The following is an 18525-nucleotide window of genomic DNA, read 5'->3' on the forward strand; positions in this document are numbered from 1 at the left end:
GGTAGCAAATGAGTGGCAACTTCCTCGCTCTGGCACAGCCGGGCGTGCAACAACTTTCGCCGTACGTTCCGGGCAAGCCTGTGGATGAACTGGCGCGCGAGCTGGATCTGGATCCGGCAAAAATCGTCAAACTGGCGAGCAACGAAAACCCGCTGGGTGCCAGTCCCAAGGCTCTGGCCGCGATCCGCGAAGAGCTGACAGAGCTGACCCGGTACCCGGACGGCAACGGTTTCGCGCTGAAATCCCTGCTGGCCGAGCAATGCCGTGTCGAGTTGAATCAGGTCACTCTGGGCAACGGCTCCAACGACATTCTCGAGCTGGTTGCGCGCGCCTACCTGGCGCCCGGCCTCAACGCCGTTTTCAGCGAGCACGCGTTTGCGGTGTATCCGATCGCCACTCAGGCGGTCGGCGCACAAGCCAAAGTAGTGCCGGCCAAGGATTGGGGGCATGACCTGCCCGCCATGCTCGCGGCCATCGATGCCAATACGCGTGTGGTGTTCATCGCCAACCCGAACAACCCGACCGGTACCTGGTTCGGCGCCGAGGCGCTGGACGAGTTTCTGCAGGACGTGCCGGAGCATGTGCTGGTGGTGCTTGACGAGGCGTACATCGAATATGCCGAAGGCAGCGATCTGCCGGACGGTCTCGATTTCCTCGCGGCTTATCCGAATCTGCTGGTGTCGCGCACGTTCTCCAAGGCCTACGGCCTGGCCGCGTTGCGCGTCGGCTACGCGCTGTCGACCCCGGTAGTGGCCGACGTGCTCAACCGTGTGCGCCAGCCGTTCAACGTCAACAGCCTCGCCCTGGCGGCTGCTTGTGCAGCTTTGAAGGATGAGGAATATCTGGCGCAAAGCCGTCAGCTCAACGAGGCAGGCATGCAGCAGTTGCAAGCCGGTTTCCGTGAGCTGGGTCTGGGCTGGATCGAATCCAAAGGCAACTTCATCTGCGTCGATCTCGCTCAGGTCGCGGCTCCGGTGTTTCAGGGCTTGCTGCGCGAAGGCGTGATCGTGCGTCCGGTGGCCAACTACGGCATGCCGAACCACCTGCGGGTGACCATCGGTCTGCCGGCAGAAAACAGCCGCTTCCTTGAAGCGCTGCGCAAGGTTCTGGCTCGTGGTTGATGTCACTGCACTGCAATCTGCTGCACCTATGATCGGGCGCCTTGTGGTGGTCGGTCTGGGGTTGATCGGTGGTTCGTTTGCCAAGGGCTTGCGTGAAAGCGGTGTGTGCCGCGAAGTGGTCGGCGTCGATCTCGACCCGCAATCGCGCAAGCTGGCAGTCGAGTTGGGTGTGGTTGATCGCTGCGAAGACGATTTGGCCGCCGCATGCCAGGGCGCCGACGTGATTCAGTTGGCAGTGCCGATCCTGGCCATGGAAAAACTGCTCGTGCGTCTGGCAGGCATGGATCTGGGGCAGGCGATTCTCACCGATGTCGGCAGTGCCAAGGGCAATGTGGTGCGCGCGGCGACCGAGGCGTTCGGCGGCATGCCGACGCGCTTTGTGCCGGGGCATCCGATCGCCGGATCCGAGCAGAGCGGGGTGGAGGCGTCCAATGGCGAGTTGTTCCGTCGTCATAAAGTGATCCTTACGCCGCTTGAGCAGACCGATCCTGCCGCATTGGCTGTGGTCGATCGTTTGTGGCGCGAATTGGGTGCCGACGTCGAGCACATGCAGGTCGAACGGCACGATGAAGTGCTGGCTGCGACCAGCCATCTGCCGCACCTGCTGGCCTTCGGTCTGGTCGATTCATTGGCCAAGCGCAATGAAAATCTGGAGATCTTCCGTTACGCTGCGGGCGGTTTCCGCGATTTCACAAGAATCGCCGGAAGCGACCCGGTGATGTGGCACGACATCTTTCTCGCCAATCGCGAGGCTGTCCTGCGCACACTCGATACATTTCGCAGCGACCTCGACGCCTTGCGCGACGCGGTCGATGCAGGGGATGGGCACCAATTGTTGGGCGTTTTCACGCGCGCCCGGGTTGCCCGCGAGCATTTCAGTAAAATCCTGGCCCGCAGGGCCTATGTGGACGCTATGAATTCCAACGATCTGATCTTCCTGGCTCAACCTGGTGGCCGCCTGTCCGGTCGGATTCGCGTACCGGGTGACAAATCGATTTCCCACCGTTCGATCATGCTCGGCTCGCTGGCCGAAGGCGTCACCGAAGTCGAAGGTTTCCTCGAGGGCGAAGACGCCCTGGCAACCTTGCAGGCGTTCCGCGACATGGGCGTGGTCATCGAAGGCCCGCACCACGGCCGTGTGACCATTCACGGTGTCGGCCTGCACGGCCTGAAACCTGCGCCGGGCCCGATCTATCTGGGCAACTCCGGCACCTCGATGCGTCTGCTGTCCGGCCTGCTGGCGGCGCAGAACTTCGACAGCACCCTGACTGGCGACGCTTCGCTGTCCAAGCGTCCGATGAATCGCGTGGCCAATCCGCTGCGGGAAATGGGCGCAGTGATCGAAACTGCAGCAGAAGGTCGTCCACCGATGACCATTCGCGGCGGGCACAAGCTCAAAGGCCTGACCTACACGATGCCGATGGCCAGCGCGCAGGTGAAATCGTGCCTGCTGCTCGCCGGTCTGTACGCCGAAGGCAAGACCACCGTGACCGAGCCGGCGCCAACCCGTGATCACACCGAGCGCATGCTGCGCGGTTTCGGTTACCCGGTGAGTGTTGATGGTGCTACTGCCTCGGTTGAATCCGGTGGCAAGCTGACCGCGACCCATATCGAAGTGCCGGGCGATATTTCTTCGTCGGCGTTCTTCCTGGTGGCGGCGTCGATTGCCGAGGGTTCCGAACTGGTGCTCGAGCACGTCGGCATCAATCCGACCCGCACCGGCGTCATCGACATCCTGCGTCTGATGGGCGCGGACATCACCCTGGAAAACCAGCGTGAAGTCGGCGGCGAGCCGGTGGCTGATCTGCGCGTGCGCGCGGCCAGGCTTAAAGGCATCGAAATTCCGGAAGAACTGGTGCCGTTGGCCATCGACGAATTCCCGGTGCTGTTCGTCGCGGCTGCGTGCGCTGAAGGGCGTACCGTACTGACCGGTGCCGAAGAGCTGCGGGTCAAGGAATCGGATCGGATTCAGGTGATGGCTGACGGCCTGTTAGCGCTGGGCGTAAAATGCCAGCCAACTCCGGACGGCATCATCATCGACGGCGGCCAGATTGGCGGCGGTGAGGTGCACGGTCACGGCGATCACCGCATCGCCATGGCCTTCAGCGTTGCCTCTTTGCGCGCCACTGCACCGATCCGCATCCATGATTGCGCCAATGTCGCGACGTCGTTCCCCAACTTCCTCGCGCTGTGCGGGCAAGTCGGTATTCGTGTGGCACAAGAGGCTCAGTCGTGAAAAGCATTGCACCGGTCATCACCATCGACGGGCCAAGCGGCTCGGGCAAAGGCACAGTCGCCGGGATTCTCGCCAAGCGTCTGGGCTGGAACCTGCTCGATTCCGGTGCGCTTTACCGTTTGCTCGCGTTCGCTGCGCACAACCACGGCGTCGACCTGACCAATGAAGAGCTGCTGAAGCAACTTGCCGCTCATCTGGATGTGCAGTTCATCGCGGCGACCGAAGGTCAGTTGCAGCGGATCATTCTGGAAGGCGATGAAGTCAGCGATGTCATCCGTACCGAGAGCGTCGGCTCCGGCGCTTCGCAAGTGGCTGCACTGCCCGCCGTGCGCGAGGCGCTGCTGCAGCGCCAGCGCGCATTCCAGGAAGCGCCGGGTCTGGTGGCCGATGGTCGCGACATGGGCACAGTGGTTTTTCCTGATGCACCGCTGAAGATTTTCCTCACCGCCAGTGCCGAGGAGCGGGCGCGCCGTCGATATTTGCAGTTGAAGGGCAAAGTCGAGGGTGTTAGTCTGTCGAGTCTGCTAGATGAGATCCGTGCACGCGATGAGCGTGACACCCAGCGCGCAGTAGCCCCGCTCAAGCCGGCGGCCGACGCGATTCAGCTGGATTCCACGGAGCTTTCCATCGATCAGGTGCTTGAACGCATCATGAGCGAGATCGCCATTCGCGATATCGCCGGGTGACCAAGAAGGTCGCAGGGGACCAGTCATAGTCCTGCGGCGCTTCTTTTAAATGAAACTAACCCACACCGTCTGGGGTGTGGAGATGGGCGTTTACTTCGCCCTCATCTACAGGAATTAAAATGAGCGAAAGCTTTGCGGAACTCTTTGAAGAAAGCCTGAAAACCCTGAACCTTCAGGCAGGCTCCATCATCACCGGTGTTATCGTTGATATCGATTACCAGGCTCGCTGGGTAACCGTTCACGCTGGTCTGAAGTCTGAAGCACTCATCCCGCTTGAGCAGTTCTACAACGATGCTGGCGAACTGAACATCAACGTTGGTGATGAAGTTCACGTTGCTCTGGATTCGGTTGAAGACGGCTTTGGCGAAACCAAGCTGTCCCGTGAAAAAGCCAAGCGCGCTGAATGCTGGATCGTTCTGGAAGCAGCCTTCGCAGCCGAGGAAGTGGTCAAGGGCGTTATCAACGGTAAGGTTAAAGGCGGCTTCACTGTCGACGTTAACGGCATCCGTGCGTTCCTGCCAGGTTCCCTGGTTGACGTCCGTCCAGTGCGCGACACTACGCACCTGGAAGGCAAAGAGCTGGAATTCAAGGTCATCAAGCTGGACCAGAAGCGCAACAACGTTGTCGTTTCCCGTCGCAGCGTCCTCGAAGCCGAGAACTCCGCCGAGCGTGAAGCTCTGCTGGAATCCCTGCAGGAAGGCCAGCAAGTCAAAGGTATCGTCAAAAACCTCACCGATTACGGCGCATTCGTCGATCTGGGTGGCGTGGACGGCCTGCTGCACATCACCGACATGGCCTGGAAGCGCATCAAGCATCCTTCCGAAATCGTCAACGTTGGTGACGAAATCGACGTCAAGGTTCTGAAATACGATCGCGAACGCAACCGTGTTTCCCTGGGCCTGAAGCAACTGGGCGAAGATCCATGGGTTGCTATCAAAGCCCGTTACCCAGAAGGCACTCGCGTTACCGCTCGTGTCACCAACCTGACCGACTACGGCTGCTTCGCTGAGCTGGAAGAAGGCGTTGAAGGTCTGGTACACGTTTCGGAAATGGACTGGACCAACAAGAACATCCACCCTTCGAAGGTCGTACAAGTCGGCGACGAAGTGGAAGTCATGGTTCTGGACATCGACGAAGAGCGTCGTCGTATCTCCCTGGGCATCAAGCAGTGCAAGTCGAACCCATGGGAAGACTTCTCTGGCCAGTTCAACAAGGGCGACAAGATCTCCGGCACCATCAAGTCGATCACCGATTTCGGTATCTTCATTGGTCTGGACGGCGGCATCGACGGTCTGGTTCACCTGTCCGACATCTCCTGGAACGAAGTGGGCGAAGAAGCCGTACGTCGTTTCAAGAAGGGCGACGAGCTGGATACCGTCATCCTGTCGGTTGACCCAGAGCGTGAGCGCATCTCCCTGGGCATCAAGCAACTGGAAAGCGATCCGTTCTCCGAGTACGTCTCGGTTAACGACAAGGGCGCTATCGTGACCGGTACCGTGAAAGAAGTTGACGCCAAAGGCGCCATCATCGTTCTGGCCGACGACATCGAAGCTACCCTGAAAGCCTCCGAAATCAGCCGTGACCGCGTTGAAGACGCGCGCAACGTTCTGAAAGAAGGCCAGGAAGTTGAAGCCAAGATCATCAGCGTTGATCGCAAGAGCCGCGTAATCCAGCTCTCGATCAAGTCGAAAGACGATGCTGAAGAGAAAGAAGCCATCCAGAGCCTGAAAGCAGCTCCGGAAGGTGAAGCAGCTGACACCACCATGGCGGCATTGCTGCGTCAAGCAATGGCCAAACAGAACTAAGTTCTGCTTGATCATTAAAAAGGGCGACTTCGGTCGCCCTTTTTTGTGCCTGCGATTTAGTCTTCGTACATCCGTGCATGAAACCAATGCCTTTGCTTGCGGGTCTGTTTCTTTAATCGGATCAATCGCCTATTCGCGACTAAGCTTGGTCTTGAGCGTGTAGTCGTCGGGCATGGCCTGGCATAAGGAAGTGGATGAACAAGTTACTGATTGTTGCAATGGTCTTGGTGCTGGCAGGGTGCACCACCAGCGCGAAGACTCACGCAGTGCGTGGTGTAAGTGGTATTGAGGTCGACTGCTCAGGGCTGGGTTCCGGCTGGGAGAAGTGCCAGAAGCGTGCTGCGAAAGAGTGTAAAGGTGCGGGATACAAGGTTGTCACGAGGTCTGACGATGCCAAAGAGGAGGATGAATATCCGTTTGGCTTCAACCCGGCGGGCTATCTGACACGGACCATGCTGGTGATCTGTCGTTGATTGCGCGGCGATCCGACTATGCGATCGGTGCCCTGAAAATGGGCATTTCGACGCCAGGAAAGATATGTCAATCCCTGGGCTGTTCAAATTCTTCCGGGCATGCTAAAACCTTTCAAGCGCTGATCTAGCTGCTTGAAAAAGAAGGGAAAAATATGACGAAGTCGGAGTTGATCGAACGAATTGTCACCCATCAAGGGCTACTCTCATCCAAGGATGTGGAGCTGGCCATCAAGACCATGCTTGAACAAATGTCCCAATGTCTGGCCACTGGTGATCGCATCGAGATCCGCGGCTTTGGCAGTTTCTCCCTCCACTACCGTGCGCCCCGCGTGGGCCGTAATCCGAAGACCGGCCAGTCGGTCAGTCTGGACGGTAAATTCGTTCCGCATTTCAAGCCGGGCAAGGAATTGCGTGACCGGGTCAATGAGGAAGAGGAGGAGGGTGCTTGATCTTCGCTATTCAAATTCCAGGGGGCGTAAATGCGTAACTTGAAACGCATACTGCTTGGCGTTTTTCTTCTGCTGATGGCTCTGATTGTTCTGGCGTTTGTTTTGGAGAACCAGCAATCGGTTTCGCTTTTGTTTCTGGGTTTTTCCGGCCCGCAATTGCCAGTGTCGGTAGTGGCCGTGTTGGCATTGCTGATCGGCATGCTCATTGGTCCTGTACTGGGCTGGTTTCTGGGACGTTCGTCCAGAGCGGCACGCAAGCGACTGGTCTGAAAGCGACAGGCGCACGGCATCTGTCGAAATCGCGCCTCAGCCTGTCTTTATCCATTAGTAAAACCATCATTAAGCTGTAAAATGCGTCCCTTGTTCGATCGTGCCGTATTGCATGTCGATTCAGACTGACTCTGACGGATGCCAACTGTAAGTGGCCTCTGCATTCATGGATTAGACCGCGCTCGCTGGCAGCGCTGTCCGCAGCTCAAGGGTATCGTTTCGCGTGAAAATTCTAGTTACCGGCGGCGCCGGCTTTATTGGTTCGGCAGTTATCCGTCATATCATCTCGAACACTTCCGATGCGGTGGTCAACGTCGACAAGCTGACGTACGCCGGCAATCTGGAGTCCCTGGCAGAAGTCAGCCAGAATTCGCGTTACGCCTTCGAGCGCGTCGATATCTGCGATCGTGACCAGATCGACCGCGTTCTGCGTGAACACCAACCCGATGCAATCATGCACCTGGCCGCAGAATCACACGTCGACCGCTCGATCTCCGGCCCGTCCGAGTTCATTCAGACCAACATCATCGGCACTTACACACTGCTCGAAGCTGCGCGCCATTACTGGGCTGCTCTGGACGACACCCGCAAAGCCAATTTCCGCTTCCACCACATTTCGACTGACGAAGTTTACGGAGACCTCGAAGGTCCTGAAGACCTCTTCACCGAAACCACGCCTTACCAGCCAAGCTCGCCATATTCGGCCAGCAAGGCCAGTTCGGATCATCTGGTTCGTGCCTGGGCACGCACCTATGGTCTGCCGACATTGGTTACCAACTGCTCGAACAACTACGGCCCATGCCATTTCCCTGAGAAGCTGATCCCGCTGATCATTCTCAATGCGCTGGAAGGGAAGCCGCTGCCGGTGTACGGCAAAGGCAATCAGGTTCGCGACTGGCTGTATGTCGAAGATCACGCGCGCGCATTGTACAAAGTCGTCACCGAAGGCGTCATTGGCGAGACTTACAACATTGGCGGTCATAACGAAAAACAAAACATCGAAGTAGTGCATACCCTGTGTGCGTTGCTCGATGAATTGCGTCCGGATTCGGCTCACCGTCCGCATGCCAGCCTGATTACTTATGTTCAGGATCGTCCTGGGCATGACGTGCGTTATGCGATCGACGCGAGCAAGATTCAACGTGAACTGGGCTGGACTCCGGAAGAGACTTTCGAGACTGGTATTCGCAAGACTGTTGAATGGTATCTGAACAACACTGAGTGGGTTGAGCACGTGAAGAGCGGTAGCTACCAGCAGTGGATTGATCAGAACTATGCGGATCGTTCGAACAAGGCATGAAGATCCTTCTTCTAGGAAAGGATGGTCAGGTGGGTTGGGAGCTACAACGATCCCTTCGGCCGCTTGGCGAATTGATCGCACTGGGTCGGCATGGCGTTGACGGGTTGTCCGGTGACTTGACCGACCTGGCGGCCTTGCGCGAGACAATCCGCAAGATCCAGCCTGACGTGATCGTCAATGCGGCAGCTTACAATGCCGTCGACACTGCCGAGTCCGAGCCAGATCAGGCTAATCTGGTGAATGCGCAAGCTATCCAGGTTCTCGCTGATGAAGCTCGTGAAGTGGGTGCCTGGTTGGTCCATTACTCGACTGATTACGTGTTTGGCGGTCAGGGACAAGTGCCCTGGCTGGAGAGCGACGAACCGCAGCCGCTGAATCGCTACGGCGAAAGCAAGTTGGCAGGGGAGCGAGCCGTTCAGGCCTCCGGTTGCCGTTACTTGCTGTTTCGTACCAGTTGGGTTTACAGCGCTCGTGGCGGCAACTTCGCCAAGACCATGCTGCGTCTGGGTAAAGAGCGCGAAAAACTCAATATCATCGTTGATCAGGTAGGAGCGCCGACAGGTGCCGATCTGATTGCGGATATAACCGCACTGGCACTGCAGCAAGCGCTCAAGCGCCCGGAGCTGTTCGGTTTGTATCATCTGGCGGCCGCAGGGGAAGTGTCATGGTACGGCTATGCTTGTCATGTCCTGGATTTTGCCAAGGCCAATGGCGAGTCGCTTGCCGTACAGGCAATTGAACCCATTGAGGCAACGGCTTATCCAACTGCCGCACGTCGTCCGTTGAACTCGCGCTTGAATACACAAAAGCTGCGCGACAATTTTTCTCTACACTTGCCGGATTGGCAAAGTGGTGTAACTCGAATGCTTAGGGAAGTTCTGAACAAATGACCACCAATAATCGTAAAGGCATCATCCTCGCCGGCGGTTCGGGCACTCGCCTGCATCCGCTGACCCTCGGCGTGTCGAAGCAGATGCTGCCGATTTACGACAAACCGATGATTTTCTACCCGCTTTCGGTACTGATGCTTGCCGGCATGCGCGAGATCCTGATCATCTCCACGCCAGAAGATCTGCCGAACTTCCGCAAATTGCTGGGTGATGGCAGCCTTTACGGTATCGAGCTGACTTATGCCGAGCAGCCAAGCCCGGATGGACTTGCACAAGCGTTTGTCATCGGTGAAGAGTTCATCGGCAAGGACCCTTGCTGCCTGATTCTGGGTGACAACATCTTCTACGGCCAGCACTTCTCGGACAACCTGCGCTCCGCCAATGAGCAGAAGAGTGGCGCCACTGTGTTTGGCTATCACGTTTCCGATCCGGAGCGTTTTGGCGTGGTCGAGTTCGACGCGACAGGCCGTGCCCTGAGCATCGAAGAAAAGCCGTTGAAGCCGAAATCCAACTACGCGGTGACCGGTCTGTATTTCTACGACAACGATGTCGTGGAAATCGCCAAGAATATTAAGCCGTCGGAGCGAGGCGAGCTGGAAATCACTGATGTGAACAGCGCCTACCTCAATAAGAAGTCGTTGAATGTCGAAATGCTCGGCCGTGGCTTCGCGTGGCTGGATACCGGTACCCATGACTCCCTGCTGGAAGCCAGTCACTTCGTTCACACCATCGAACAGCGTCAAGGCTTGAAAGTAGCGTGCCTCGAAGAAATTGCTTACCACAATGGCTGGATAACAGCAGAGCAGCTGGGTTCTCAGGCAAATGCCTTGAAAAAAACCGGTTACGGTCAGTACCTGCAAAAACTGCTGGACTCGCCTTCTCGCTGATTCGAAAGCCTCGCGCTTTCAATCGGTGGGTTTAATCGCTGCTAGCAGGAATGGCATGCCAGTAAAACATCCCAAGATTGCGGTTTTGCTGGCTGCCTACAATGGCATGCAGTGGATCGAGGAGCAGGTAGCCTCGATCCTCGGTCAGCAGTCCGTCGATGTCACTATTCATATCAGCGTTGATTTGTCCGATGACGGCACCGAGGCCTGGTGCAAAGCTCTCGAAGAGGTCGACAGTCGCGTAATTCTTTTGCCTCCTGCCGGGCGTTTTGGTGGTGCGGCACGCAATTTTTTTCGTTTGATTCGAGATGTTGATCTGCACGATTACGATGCTGTGTCGTTTGCAGACCAGGATGATATCTGGGAGTCCGACAAGCTGCTGCGCGCTACACAAGCCATTGCCTCGCACGGAGTCGATGCCTATTCAAGCAATGTCACGGCTTTCTGGCCGGATGGCAAGATGATCCTGCTCGACAAGAGTCAGCCACAAGTAGCTTGGGATTTTCTGTTCGAGGCGGCAGGGCCTGGCTGTACTTACGTGTTGAGCCCCGCGCTTGCCCGGTCACTGCGCCAACAGGTCATTCAGGATTGGGAGCGGCTGCAGCAAGTCAGTTTGCACGACTGGTATTGCTATGCGTTCGCTCGCAGTCATGGCTTCAAATGGTTCATCGATTCACGGCCGAGCATGCTTTATCGACAGCACGAGAGTAACCAGGTAGGCGCCAATACCGGGTTGACATCACTATTTCAACGCTATGTCACCATCCACGAAGGCTGGTGGTTCAAGCAAGTTCAGGCTATCGCGCTGCTTGTCGGGGCGGATAAAAATCCCTTCGTCAGCAACTGGCTGGCTCTGCGGCGGCGTGATTTGCTGCGGTTATCCGTCAGGGGCGGGCAGTGCCGGCGGCGGCCGCGTGACAAGTTTCTGTTTTTTTTCGTTTGCTGGCTGACTGCCGTCGTTGGCAGGAAGTCCTGATCGAGGCTGGAGCGGGTATTGCGATTTCGCTTCGCCTGCTCGAAGCCCAACAACCGGAGATGAAAGTTCTCTATAATCGCCCGCTTCATGAAGGGAACGAATGGAGCCGATACCGTCGAAGCACTGGATATGATTCCTCAGGCTTACGACCGGCGTTTTAATTGCAGTGGAGCATATAGTGTCAAGCCCCTTATCAGCGGATTCCGCGAACTCCGGCCTGAGTGTCGATACAGTCGAAGTGCCGGAGCTGGATGAGTCTGTCGCGATATTGCTGTGCTCGTATAACGGTGAGCGATTTATTTCCGAGCAATTGAGCTCCATTGAGCAGCAGCAACATGCGCAGTGGCGTCTGTTCGTTTCCGATGACGGATCGTCCGACTCGACACTGGAGATTCTCAAGTCGTTTCGGGCGCGTATGGGGGAGCAGAAAGTGACGTTGCTTTCCGGCCCTCGAACGGGGTTCGCCGACAACTTCATGTCGGTGACCTGTCTGGAAAATATCAGTGCTGATTTTTACGCATGGTCCGACCAGGATGATGTCTGGGCGACCGATAAGCTCAGCGCTGCGTTGACGTGGCTACGTCAGGTACCCGTTGGCGTTCCTGCGCTGTATGCCTCCCGGACGACGCTGGTCGATGAGTCCGGTGTCGAAGTGGGGATGACCCCCGGATATTGCTGCGACTTCAGCTTCCCCAATGCGCTCATACAGAATGTCGCCGCCGGAAACACGATGGTTTTCAATCGCGCGGCGCATGAGCTATTGAAGGCGGGGCCGGCTCGGGGCATTGTCGCCCATGACTGGTGGGCTTATATGCTCGTGACCGGCGCCGGCGGGCAGTTTCATTTCGATCAGGTGCCGCATCTTTTCTATCGGCAGCACGAAACTAATTCGATAGGCGCCAATGCGGGGTTCATGGCCGCCCTGACGCGTATCCGCAAAATGTTTCAGGGACGTTTGCGCCGCTGGATCGATCAGAACATCGAGCACCTGGAGGTGGTTGAGCATCTTCTGACCGAGCAGAACCGCAAAGTGCTGAGCCAGTTCAAGAACGCTCGCAATCGTGGCTTGGCTGGACGCATAACCGGGATATGGCGCTCGGGTATTTACCGCCAGACGCTCCTTGGGAATCTGGGGCTTGCAGTAGCAATCATTTTCAAAGGAATTTGATGATGAATGTTGTGAAAGGGGTTTGAAAATGAGTTTTTTTGAGGTCACAGGTTAATGCAGAAGTTTTCAGCGGCGCCTGGCGTCATGTTTTCCAGTGTCTGGCGCAATCGTGCACTTATCATTGCGTTGATCAAGCGCGAAGTCATCGGTCGCTACCGCGGCTCCTTTATGGGCATTCTTTGGTCGTTCTTCAATCCGATCGTGATGCTGGCGATCTACACATTCGTGTTCAGCTTCATCTTCAATTCACGCTGGGCGGGGGCCGGTGATTCAAAAGCCGAGTTCGCGTTGATCCTGTTCGCCGGCCTGATGGTTTTCAATCTTTTCGCAGAGTGCGTCACCCGCGCGCCCAATCTGATTATTTCAAATGCCAACTACGTGAAGAAGGTCGTGTTTCCGCTGGAAATACTGCCGTGCGTCATCGCCGGATCTTCCTTGTTCCATGCGTTGGTCAGCCTGATTGTATGGTTGCTGGCTTACTGCGTGTTCTTTGGCATGCCGCCGCTCACATTGTTTTACCTGCCGCTGATCATAGCGCCTCTGTTACTCATCATCCTGGGTCTGTCATGGGGGTTGGCCGCCATCGGTGTTTACATGCGAGATGTCGCGCATTTCATTGGCCTGGTGACCAGCGGTCTGATGTTCCTGGCGCCGATTTTCTACCCTGCTACAGCAGTGCCGGAGGAGTATCGGCATCTGCTTTTGCTCAACCCGCTCACCGTGGCCGTGGAGAACGTGAGGGCCGTACTGTTTTTCGGGCAGCAGCCTGATTGGCAGGCGCTCGGCATCTACGCATGCATAGCGATTGCAGTGGCTTACCTGGGGTTTGCCTTCTTCCAGAAGACTAGAAAGGGGTTTGCCGATGTCCTCTGAAATCGCGATCAAGCTGCAGAATGTCAGCAAGTGTTATCACATTTACGACAAGCCGCGCGATCGTCTCATGCAGATGGTTGCTGGACAGCGCAAACAATATTATCGGGAGTTCTGGGCGCTCAAGGACGTCTCGTTCGAAATCAAAAAAGGCGAAACGGTCGGTATTGTCGGCCGTAATGGCAGCGGCAAATCGACGTTGCTTCAGGTCATCTGCGGTACGTTGAACCAGACCGTCGGTGATGTTCAGACTCTGGGCCGTATCGGCGCGCTGCTTGAACTCGGCTCCGGATTCAACCCGGAGTTCACCGGGCACGAGAACGTCTACATGAACGCCGCAATTCTCGGCCTGAGCCGTGCGGAAGTGGATGAGCGCTACGCCGACATTGCAGCATTCGCCGACATTGGCGAGTTCATTCATCAGCCGGTCAAGACGTACTCCAGCGGCATGATCGTGCGTCTGGCGTTTGCCGTTCAGGCGATGGTTGACCCGGACATCCTCATTGTCGATGAGGCGCTGGCGGTCGGTGATGAGCGCTTCCAGCGCAAGTGTTTCGCCAGGCTCGATGAGTTGAAGGCGAAGGGCACTTCGATTCTGTTCGTCTCCCACTCGGGACCGCAGGTTGTCGAGCTGTGTGATCGGGCGATTTTGATGGAGCGCGGTGAACGCGTCTGTACCGGATCGCCGATGGAAGTAGTCCGGGCGTATCAAAAACTGATTTACGCGCCCGCCGAAGAACAGCCTCGATTGATCGAGGAATTCCGCGCAATTGGTACGGAAAAGATTGCTGTCGAAACGACCCCGCTGGAAGCTGAGCAGGAGGCTCCGGCGCAAGACCAGTACTTCGATGCCGGAATGGTGCCTGAGTCGACTACGGTCTACCCCGAACAAGGTGCTCGAATCGACGCATTCGAGGTGTTCGACAAAGAAGGACGTCGTTGTAATGTCCTGAAGGTCGGCGGCGAATACGATATTGTCATGCGGGGCAACCTCACTGACGCGGTTTCGCGGGTTTTCTTTGCGATGCATATCCGTACGGTGTCGGGCGTCGTGATTACCGGTCAGCGTTTCCCCGATGAAGGGAAATATTTTGACTGTGAAGGCGCTGAGCGGCAGTTTCAAGTCACGTTCAGCTGCAAGATGGTGATGCTCCCAGGCGTATACTTCGTCGGTGGGGGAGTGTGGTCGGAGAGCGAGCCAACCCTGTGCCACCGGATTCTGGATGCTTCGATGTTCAGGGTGGTGTCGGATCAGGGGTTGAGGTCGTTTGGTTATATGGATGTGTCTATCAATGAGCCCGCACTTGAATTGCTCTGAACATCAGATAAATGCCCAGTTCGCGTATGTTGCGCTGAACAATTGGCTATTTCACGTTGAGAAACACCGGGCGCTCGGGTTGGCACAGTCTAGTGTCGATAAAATTTCCGTTCGCGAGATAAGATATGAAGCCTGAGAGGACGGTAATGACAGACAGTAGTAAAGAAAGTTTACTGGATTATTTATCGTGGAATAGCTGCGTCTCGGACAAGCAGAAGTTGTTCTACGTCGCCACTCCAAAGGTGGCCTGCACGTCTCTGAAATGGTGGTTTGCGGAGCTTGAGGGCGTCGCTGAGGCAGTAAGAGAGAAGAAAATTAGTTCAGAGACCGACCCGCAACTTGTCATCCACGATACCCTGCTGGCCGTAGCTCCGAATCTTCTGGTCCGTTCCGAAGAACAGTTGGCTCAGGTCATAAGTGAAAGTTATTTTAGCTTTGCGTTGGTAAGAAATCCCTACAAAAGGCTGTTTTCTGCCTGGCAATCGAAAATCTTGCTGCGCGAGCCGCTGCAGGTTGAACCTTACGCTAGGCAAGCTTTCCTGGACTGCCCGGTTAAGGTCATGTCTGACGTGACAGCTGCGTTCGAGTGCTTTCTCGAGTACTTGTATGCGCATGAGCGTGAGGGGTTCAAGGATTCACACTGGACACCACAGTACGATTTGCTCCAGCCGCTGAGTTTCTCTTACGACTTCATTTCCAAAATTGAAGACACTTCAGAGCTTAACGCCGCGCTTCGTAATCATCTCGGCGATGCTTACGTCAACCCGTTCACGACGGCCAGAGCAAATGAAAGCCTTATTCCTTACCTTCCGGAGTTCATAAGTTCTCGTTCCAAAGCGTTGATAGACGACCTTTACGCGAAAGATTTTGAAGCGTTCGGTTATCCGACGACAGTCGCACCGGCGAAAGAGAAGTTTTCTCAAGAACAGTTGACGGTGGCGCTCAAGGGCGTCGAGTTGCTGCACGGTCGTCATCAGCGAATCAGTGAAATCCGCCAGACTTTTACAGAGCAGGTGTCCAGCTTGTTAGTCGACAAGCAATGGCTTGCCGAGCAGCGTGAGACTTGGATGGAGATGGCAAAGAGAAAAGAGAAAGAACTCTTGGATCTTCAAGCGCATCACAAAGAACTTGTGGAACAGGCTAAATTGCAGCGAGCCAAGTCTCAGCAACTTCAGGTAGAAAACGAAAAATTGCAGCATGCTCTCGAGCAGTCTCAAACAGAGGTCGCGGCGCCTGCCTCAGAGCATGTTATTGAAAAGGGCAAAGGGGATTAAGGTGGCGAAGGTTTCAGTTGTACTCACTTCCTATAATCACGATAAGTTCATTGGGCAGGCAATTGATTCTGTTCTCAATCAAACTTACAGTGATTGGGAACTCATTGTCGTTGACGATGTATCACCGGATGGCTCTTGGGCGGTTATCGAGAGCTATAATGATCCCCGGATTATCAAGATCCGAAATGATCGGACCCGCCGTTATATTTACAATATCAACCGCGCGATTCAGTCCCAAAGCACCGGTGAATACATCGCGATCCATCATTCGGACGATGCCTGGGCGCTGGAAAAACTTGAGAAGCAAGTGGCTGTGCTTGATTCCAATCCGCACATAGGGGCTGTTTTTACCCATGTGCAATGCATCGATGAAAGTAATCAGAGGCTGTCAATCGATTGGTTCAATCAGCCGAACAAAAGTCGAGCTGCTTGGTTGCGGGCACTGTTTTTCAACGAGAACCGTTTGTGCCATCCTAGTGTGTTGGTTCGGCGCAGTGCCTATGAACAGGCTGATCTTTACAAGTGCGCCCATGCTCAAATTGATGACGCTGAGTTGTGGACTCGCCTGCTAAAGAAGTCGGACATTCACGTCATTGAGGAAAAGCTGACACTGCATAGGATCTTCTCGGATCAATCCAATGCGAGTGGCGACCGACCAGACCGGCGGGCTCGCTTGAAGCTGGAATGGCATTTGCAGAAGCAGCATTATGTCGATTTGCCGCAGGCGGATATTCTTGAGATCTTCCCGGAGGCAGCTAAGTGGGTTACGCCTCAGGGTGCGAATAATGAGTTTCTGGTGGCAATGGTGGCGATTCATGTCGGTCCTTGCCCAGGTACGCGATTGTTTGGTATCGAACTGCTCTATCAACTGATGACTTGCGCGGAAACTCAGGAACAGATTGAGACGGTGCACGGCTTTAACTATCTGGACTTCATCGGCCTTACCGGAAAAGAGGATTTTTTCGGTGAGGGTTTCGGACCCTTGCAACCTCCTGTAACTGCAATTACGGGATGGCGAGGCTTGGTGAGCAAGGCTCTACGCAAAATAGGTATTTTGTAAAGTTGTTGGTCAGGCCACTGTAGGCCGGGTGCGACGTCGGAAGCAGCGATGGCTCTTGATATAACGTCAAGAGTATTGCTGGTTTTGTTTGCGTATTTCAATAGGTTGAGGCGCTGAGTGAAGATTGATCTGAAAATTTTAGGCTCCGTTTGTATATTTGTCTGCCTGGCTACGGCTATTTTGTATTTCTCTCGCTGGATGGACGTCAAGGCGCCTGTAGAAAATATCACTTCCGTTGCTGTTTCTGATCAGTTGCATATTGACATTGTCAGCAACGCATTGCAGTTGGAATTGAAAGGCTGTGATGTCGCCCAGGTCGCCGATAATTTTTTTGTTCATATTTATCCGGAAGATGCGTCGAAAGCGGGGGCAGAAGGTTTCATAAACAAAGACTTCAATTTGACTGGCTTAAAGCGTTTATCCAAAGAGACACGGTCGGGTGTGACCTATTGTCGTTATGTGGTTGCCTTCGGCTCAGTGGCCGTTGACAGGATGGAACTGGGTCAGTTCAGGGCTCCCGAGGGGAAGTGCTGCGAGATACTTTGGAACAGACAAGTAACCTTTAATAAATAGTTTTGGTGTTATTGAAATGAGCACAACTGTTGCGGATTCCAATCGTTCTTTCGGACTTGACGTTTGTCGAACGCTCGCCTGCTTACTTGTCGTATTCGGCCACATGCTGGGGCATTCTTTGCCCAGCCCAATACTGTCAAATTTCGCATTTCTTGCCATATTTGGCGTTGATCTGTTCTTTTGCCTCAGTGGTTTTTTGATCGGCAGGATTCTGCTGAAAGAAGCTGCTAGCTGGAATGTGTCGAGAACCAGTGGACTTACCAATTTTTGGTATCGTCGCTGGATGCGTACTTTGCCACTTTACATTTTCTTCTTTTTTGTTTCCTTAAAGTTTGATTGGCAAGGGGCGACCACCTTTTCTGAACAGTTTCGCTATCTGTTTTTTGCTCAGAATTTTGCTTGGCCCATGACGGATTTCTATCGTTTGTCCTGGAGCCTAGCAGTGGAAGAGTGGTTTTATTACACCTTTCCGCTGTTGATTTTGCTAGTGATCGGCTTTGGTGCAGGTGTCAAGCGAGCAGCCATGGTTACAATCGTCGTTTTCATGGTCGTGCCATTCCTGGCGCGAATCGGGTTGCCAATTGAGCCGGTCAGATACGATGACGCCCGCTATGTTGTCCTCTATCGCCTGGACGCCATAGGCTTCGGTGTACTGGCGGCGTATATCTATACGTGGCACAGACCAATGTTTGAACGCATTGCCAAGTATTGGTATATCCCACTGGCAGTTGTGATAGCGATTATTATTTCGACCAAAATGGGGGCGCCTTGGTTGTTGAATGGCAAGGTTCTTCAGTCGCTGTTTTTCACCTGCTCGGCGATATTTTTTGCAGCCCTGATTCCAGCATTCTTCAGTTTGCGGCCTTGCCGCTGGGGCTGGGTCAACCGCTTTGTAAATTTCACGAGTCTGGTTTCGTATTCGATCTATCTCGGGCACATTTTTGCGTTCACGATGGTGATTGCAGTGCTCAATCGTTTCGGATTAAACGAGGCTGTCTATAATAATCCATGGGTCGTATATCCGATATTTACGATTTGTGTCTACTTGTTTGCTTACTCTACTTATCGTCTCATCGAAAAACCGTTTCTCAAACTTCGCGATATCGATGTGACGTCGTTGGTGAAATTATTGAAAAGTCTCCAGCGCCTCGGTGCAGGGAAGTAGGTCT

18 protein-coding genes are annotated in these 18525 nt (G+C 54.9%); all 18 read left to right on the forward strand.

The annotated features are described in order from the left end of the window. The first annotated feature begins 8 nt into the window (after positions 1–8). The 18 genes from hisC to J3P93_RS08390 all read left to right on the forward strand — a co-directional run bounded on the left by hisC (position 9) and on the right by J3P93_RS08390 (position 18521). Entirely contained in the window at positions 9–1121 is a 1113-nt protein-coding gene (gene hisC / locus J3P93_RS08305; protein WP_434596482.1) for a histidinol-phosphate transaminase, read from the forward strand. A gap of 28 nt (positions 1122–1149) precedes the next feature. Continuing rightward, positions 1150–3357, forward strand: a complete 2208-nt coding sequence (locus tag J3P93_RS08310; RefSeq protein WP_434596485.1) for a bifunctional prephenate dehydrogenase/3-phosphoshikimate 1-carboxyvinyltransferase — start codon at positions 1150–1152, stop codon at positions 3355–3357. Beyond that, positions 3354–4043: a (d)CMP kinase gene (cmk, locus tag J3P93_RS08315; protein ID WP_434596486.1), complete on the forward strand. Its 690-nt coding sequence runs from the start codon at positions 3354–3356 to the stop codon at positions 4041–4043. Before J3P93_RS08310 ends, cmk begins: the two co-directional genes overlap by 4 nt. 119 nt (positions 4044–4162) lie before the next feature. After that, positions 4163–5848, forward strand: a complete 1686-nt coding sequence (gene rpsA / locus J3P93_RS08320) for a 30S ribosomal protein S1 (protein WP_016770920.1) — start codon at positions 4163–4165, stop codon at positions 5846–5848. Positions 5849–6042: 194 nt separating this feature from the next. After that, positions 6043–6321, forward strand: a complete 279-nt coding sequence (locus J3P93_RS08325) for a hypothetical protein (protein WP_434596487.1) — start codon at positions 6043–6045, stop codon at positions 6319–6321. A gap of 152 nt (positions 6322–6473) precedes the next feature. Continuing rightward, positions 6474–6770 carry an integration host factor subunit beta gene (ihfB, locus tag J3P93_RS08330; RefSeq protein WP_007950920.1) on the forward strand — a complete coding sequence of 99 codons (297 nt, stop codon included), beginning with the start codon at positions 6474–6476 and terminating at the stop codon, positions 6768–6770. A gap of 30 nt (positions 6771–6800) precedes the next feature. Continuing rightward, complete coding sequence (locus tag J3P93_RS08335) at positions 6801–7040, forward strand: lipopolysaccharide assembly protein LapA domain-containing protein (RefSeq protein ID WP_434596489.1); 240 nt, start codon at positions 6801–6803, stop codon at positions 7038–7040. Positions 7041–7263: 223 nt separating this feature from the next. Continuing rightward, positions 7264–8340 carry a dTDP-glucose 4,6-dehydratase gene (gene rfbB / locus J3P93_RS08340; protein ID WP_016770917.1) on the forward strand — a complete coding sequence of 359 codons (1077 nt, stop codon included), beginning with the start codon at positions 7264–7266 and terminating at the stop codon, positions 8338–8340. Then, positions 8337–9230, forward strand: coding sequence for a dTDP-4-dehydrorhamnose reductase (gene rfbD / locus J3P93_RS08345; RefSeq protein ID WP_434596491.1), 894 nt, complete (start codon positions 8337–8339; stop codon positions 9228–9230). The genes rfbB and rfbD overlap by 4 nt, the downstream gene beginning before the upstream one ends. Continuing rightward, entirely contained in the window at positions 9227–10117 is an 891-nt protein-coding gene (rfbA, locus tag J3P93_RS08350; protein WP_434596493.1) for a glucose-1-phosphate thymidylyltransferase RfbA, read from the forward strand. The genes rfbD and rfbA overlap by 4 nt, the downstream gene beginning before the upstream one ends. Positions 10118–10172: 55 nt before the next feature. Beyond that, a complete protein-coding gene (locus J3P93_RS08355; RefSeq protein ID WP_434596495.1) occupies positions 10173–11093 on the forward strand; it encodes a glycosyltransferase in 921 nt (306 codons plus the stop codon). Positions 11094–11271: 178 nt separating this feature from the next. Beyond that, entirely contained in the window at positions 11272–12261 is a 990-nt protein-coding gene (locus tag J3P93_RS08360; RefSeq protein WP_434596497.1) for a glycosyltransferase family 2 protein, read from the forward strand. A gap of 54 nt (positions 12262–12315) precedes the next feature. Further along, complete coding sequence (locus J3P93_RS08365; protein ID WP_434596498.1) at positions 12316–13134, forward strand: ABC transporter permease; 819 nt, start codon at positions 12316–12318, stop codon at positions 13132–13134. After that, positions 13124–14449, forward strand: a complete 1326-nt coding sequence (locus J3P93_RS08370) for an ABC transporter ATP-binding protein (RefSeq protein ID WP_434596500.1) — start codon at positions 13124–13126, stop codon at positions 14447–14449. The genes J3P93_RS08365 and J3P93_RS08370 overlap by 11 nt, the downstream gene beginning before the upstream one ends. Positions 14450–14595: 146 nt before the next feature. After that, the gene (locus tag J3P93_RS08375; RefSeq protein WP_434596503.1) at positions 14596–15723 is read left to right on the forward strand and encodes a sulfotransferase family protein; all 1128 of its coding nucleotides are present in this window, start codon (positions 14596–14598) and stop codon (positions 15721–15723) included. A gap of 1 nt (position 15724) precedes the next feature. Beyond that, positions 15725–16783 (forward strand): glycosyltransferase family 2 protein, encoded by a 1059-nt coding sequence (locus J3P93_RS08380; RefSeq protein WP_434596505.1) that lies wholly within the window; start codon positions 15725–15727, stop codon positions 16781–16783. A gap of 117 nt (positions 16784–16900) precedes the next feature. Beyond that, positions 16901–17356 carry a hypothetical protein gene (locus J3P93_RS08385; protein WP_434596507.1) on the forward strand — a complete coding sequence of 152 codons (456 nt, stop codon included), beginning with the start codon at positions 16901–16903 and terminating at the stop codon, positions 17354–17356. A gap of 16 nt (positions 17357–17372) precedes the next feature. After that, positions 17373–18521 (forward strand): acyltransferase family protein, encoded by a 1149-nt coding sequence (locus tag J3P93_RS08390; protein ID WP_434596509.1) that lies wholly within the window; start codon positions 17373–17375, stop codon positions 18519–18521. Positions 18522–18525 lie beyond the last annotated feature (4 nt).

Origin of the sequence: Pseudomonas sp. R3-57, assembly GCF_051132065.1 — a bacterium.
Lineage (GTDB): Bacteria > Pseudomonadota > Gammaproteobacteria > Pseudomonadales > Pseudomonadaceae > Aquipseudomonas.

What these genes read in the sequence shown, in the direction of transcription:
- J3P93_RS08325 (WP_434596487.1), top strand. Translation starts at nt 6,043, where the DNA reads ATGAACAAGTTACTGATTGTTGCAATGGTCTTGGTGCTGGCAGGGTGC.
- rpsA (WP_016770920.1), top strand. Translation starts at nt 4,163, where the DNA reads ATGAGCGAAAGCTTTGCGGAACTCTTTGAAGAAAGCCTGAAAACCCTG.
- rfbA (WP_434596493.1), top strand. Translation starts at nt 9,227, where the DNA reads ATGACCACCAATAATCGTAAAGGCATCATCCTCGCCGGCGGTTCGGGC.
- J3P93_RS08370 (WP_434596500.1), top strand. Translation starts at nt 13,124, where the DNA reads ATGTCCTCTGAAATCGCGATCAAGCTGCAGAATGTCAGCAAGTGTTAT.
- J3P93_RS08390 (WP_434596509.1), top strand. Translation starts at nt 17,373, where the DNA reads ATGAGCACAACTGTTGCGGATTCCAATCGTTCTTTCGGACTTGACGTT.
- ihfB (WP_007950920.1), top strand. Translation starts at nt 6,474, where the DNA reads ATGACGAAGTCGGAGTTGATCGAACGAATTGTCACCCATCAAGGGCTA.
- J3P93_RS08310 (WP_434596485.1), top strand. Translation starts at nt 1,150, where the DNA reads ATGATCGGGCGCCTTGTGGTGGTCGGTCTGGGGTTGATCGGTGGTTCG.
- J3P93_RS08375 (WP_434596503.1), top strand. Translation starts at nt 14,596, where the DNA reads ATGACAGACAGTAGTAAAGAAAGTTTACTGGATTATTTATCGTGGAAT.
- J3P93_RS08365 (WP_434596498.1), top strand. Translation starts at nt 12,316, where the DNA reads ATGCAGAAGTTTTCAGCGGCGCCTGGCGTCATGTTTTCCAGTGTCTGG.
- rfbD (WP_434596491.1), top strand. Translation starts at nt 8,337, where the DNA reads ATGAAGATCCTTCTTCTAGGAAAGGATGGTCAGGTGGGTTGGGAGCTA.
- J3P93_RS08355 (WP_434596495.1), top strand. Translation starts at nt 10,173, where the DNA reads ATGCCAGTAAAACATCCCAAGATTGCGGTTTTGCTGGCTGCCTACAAT.
- hisC (WP_434596482.1), top strand. Translation starts at nt 9, where the DNA reads ATGAGTGGCAACTTCCTCGCTCTGGCACAGCCGGGCGTGCAACAACTT.
- J3P93_RS08335 (WP_434596489.1), top strand. Translation starts at nt 6,801, where the DNA reads ATGCGTAACTTGAAACGCATACTGCTTGGCGTTTTTCTTCTGCTGATG.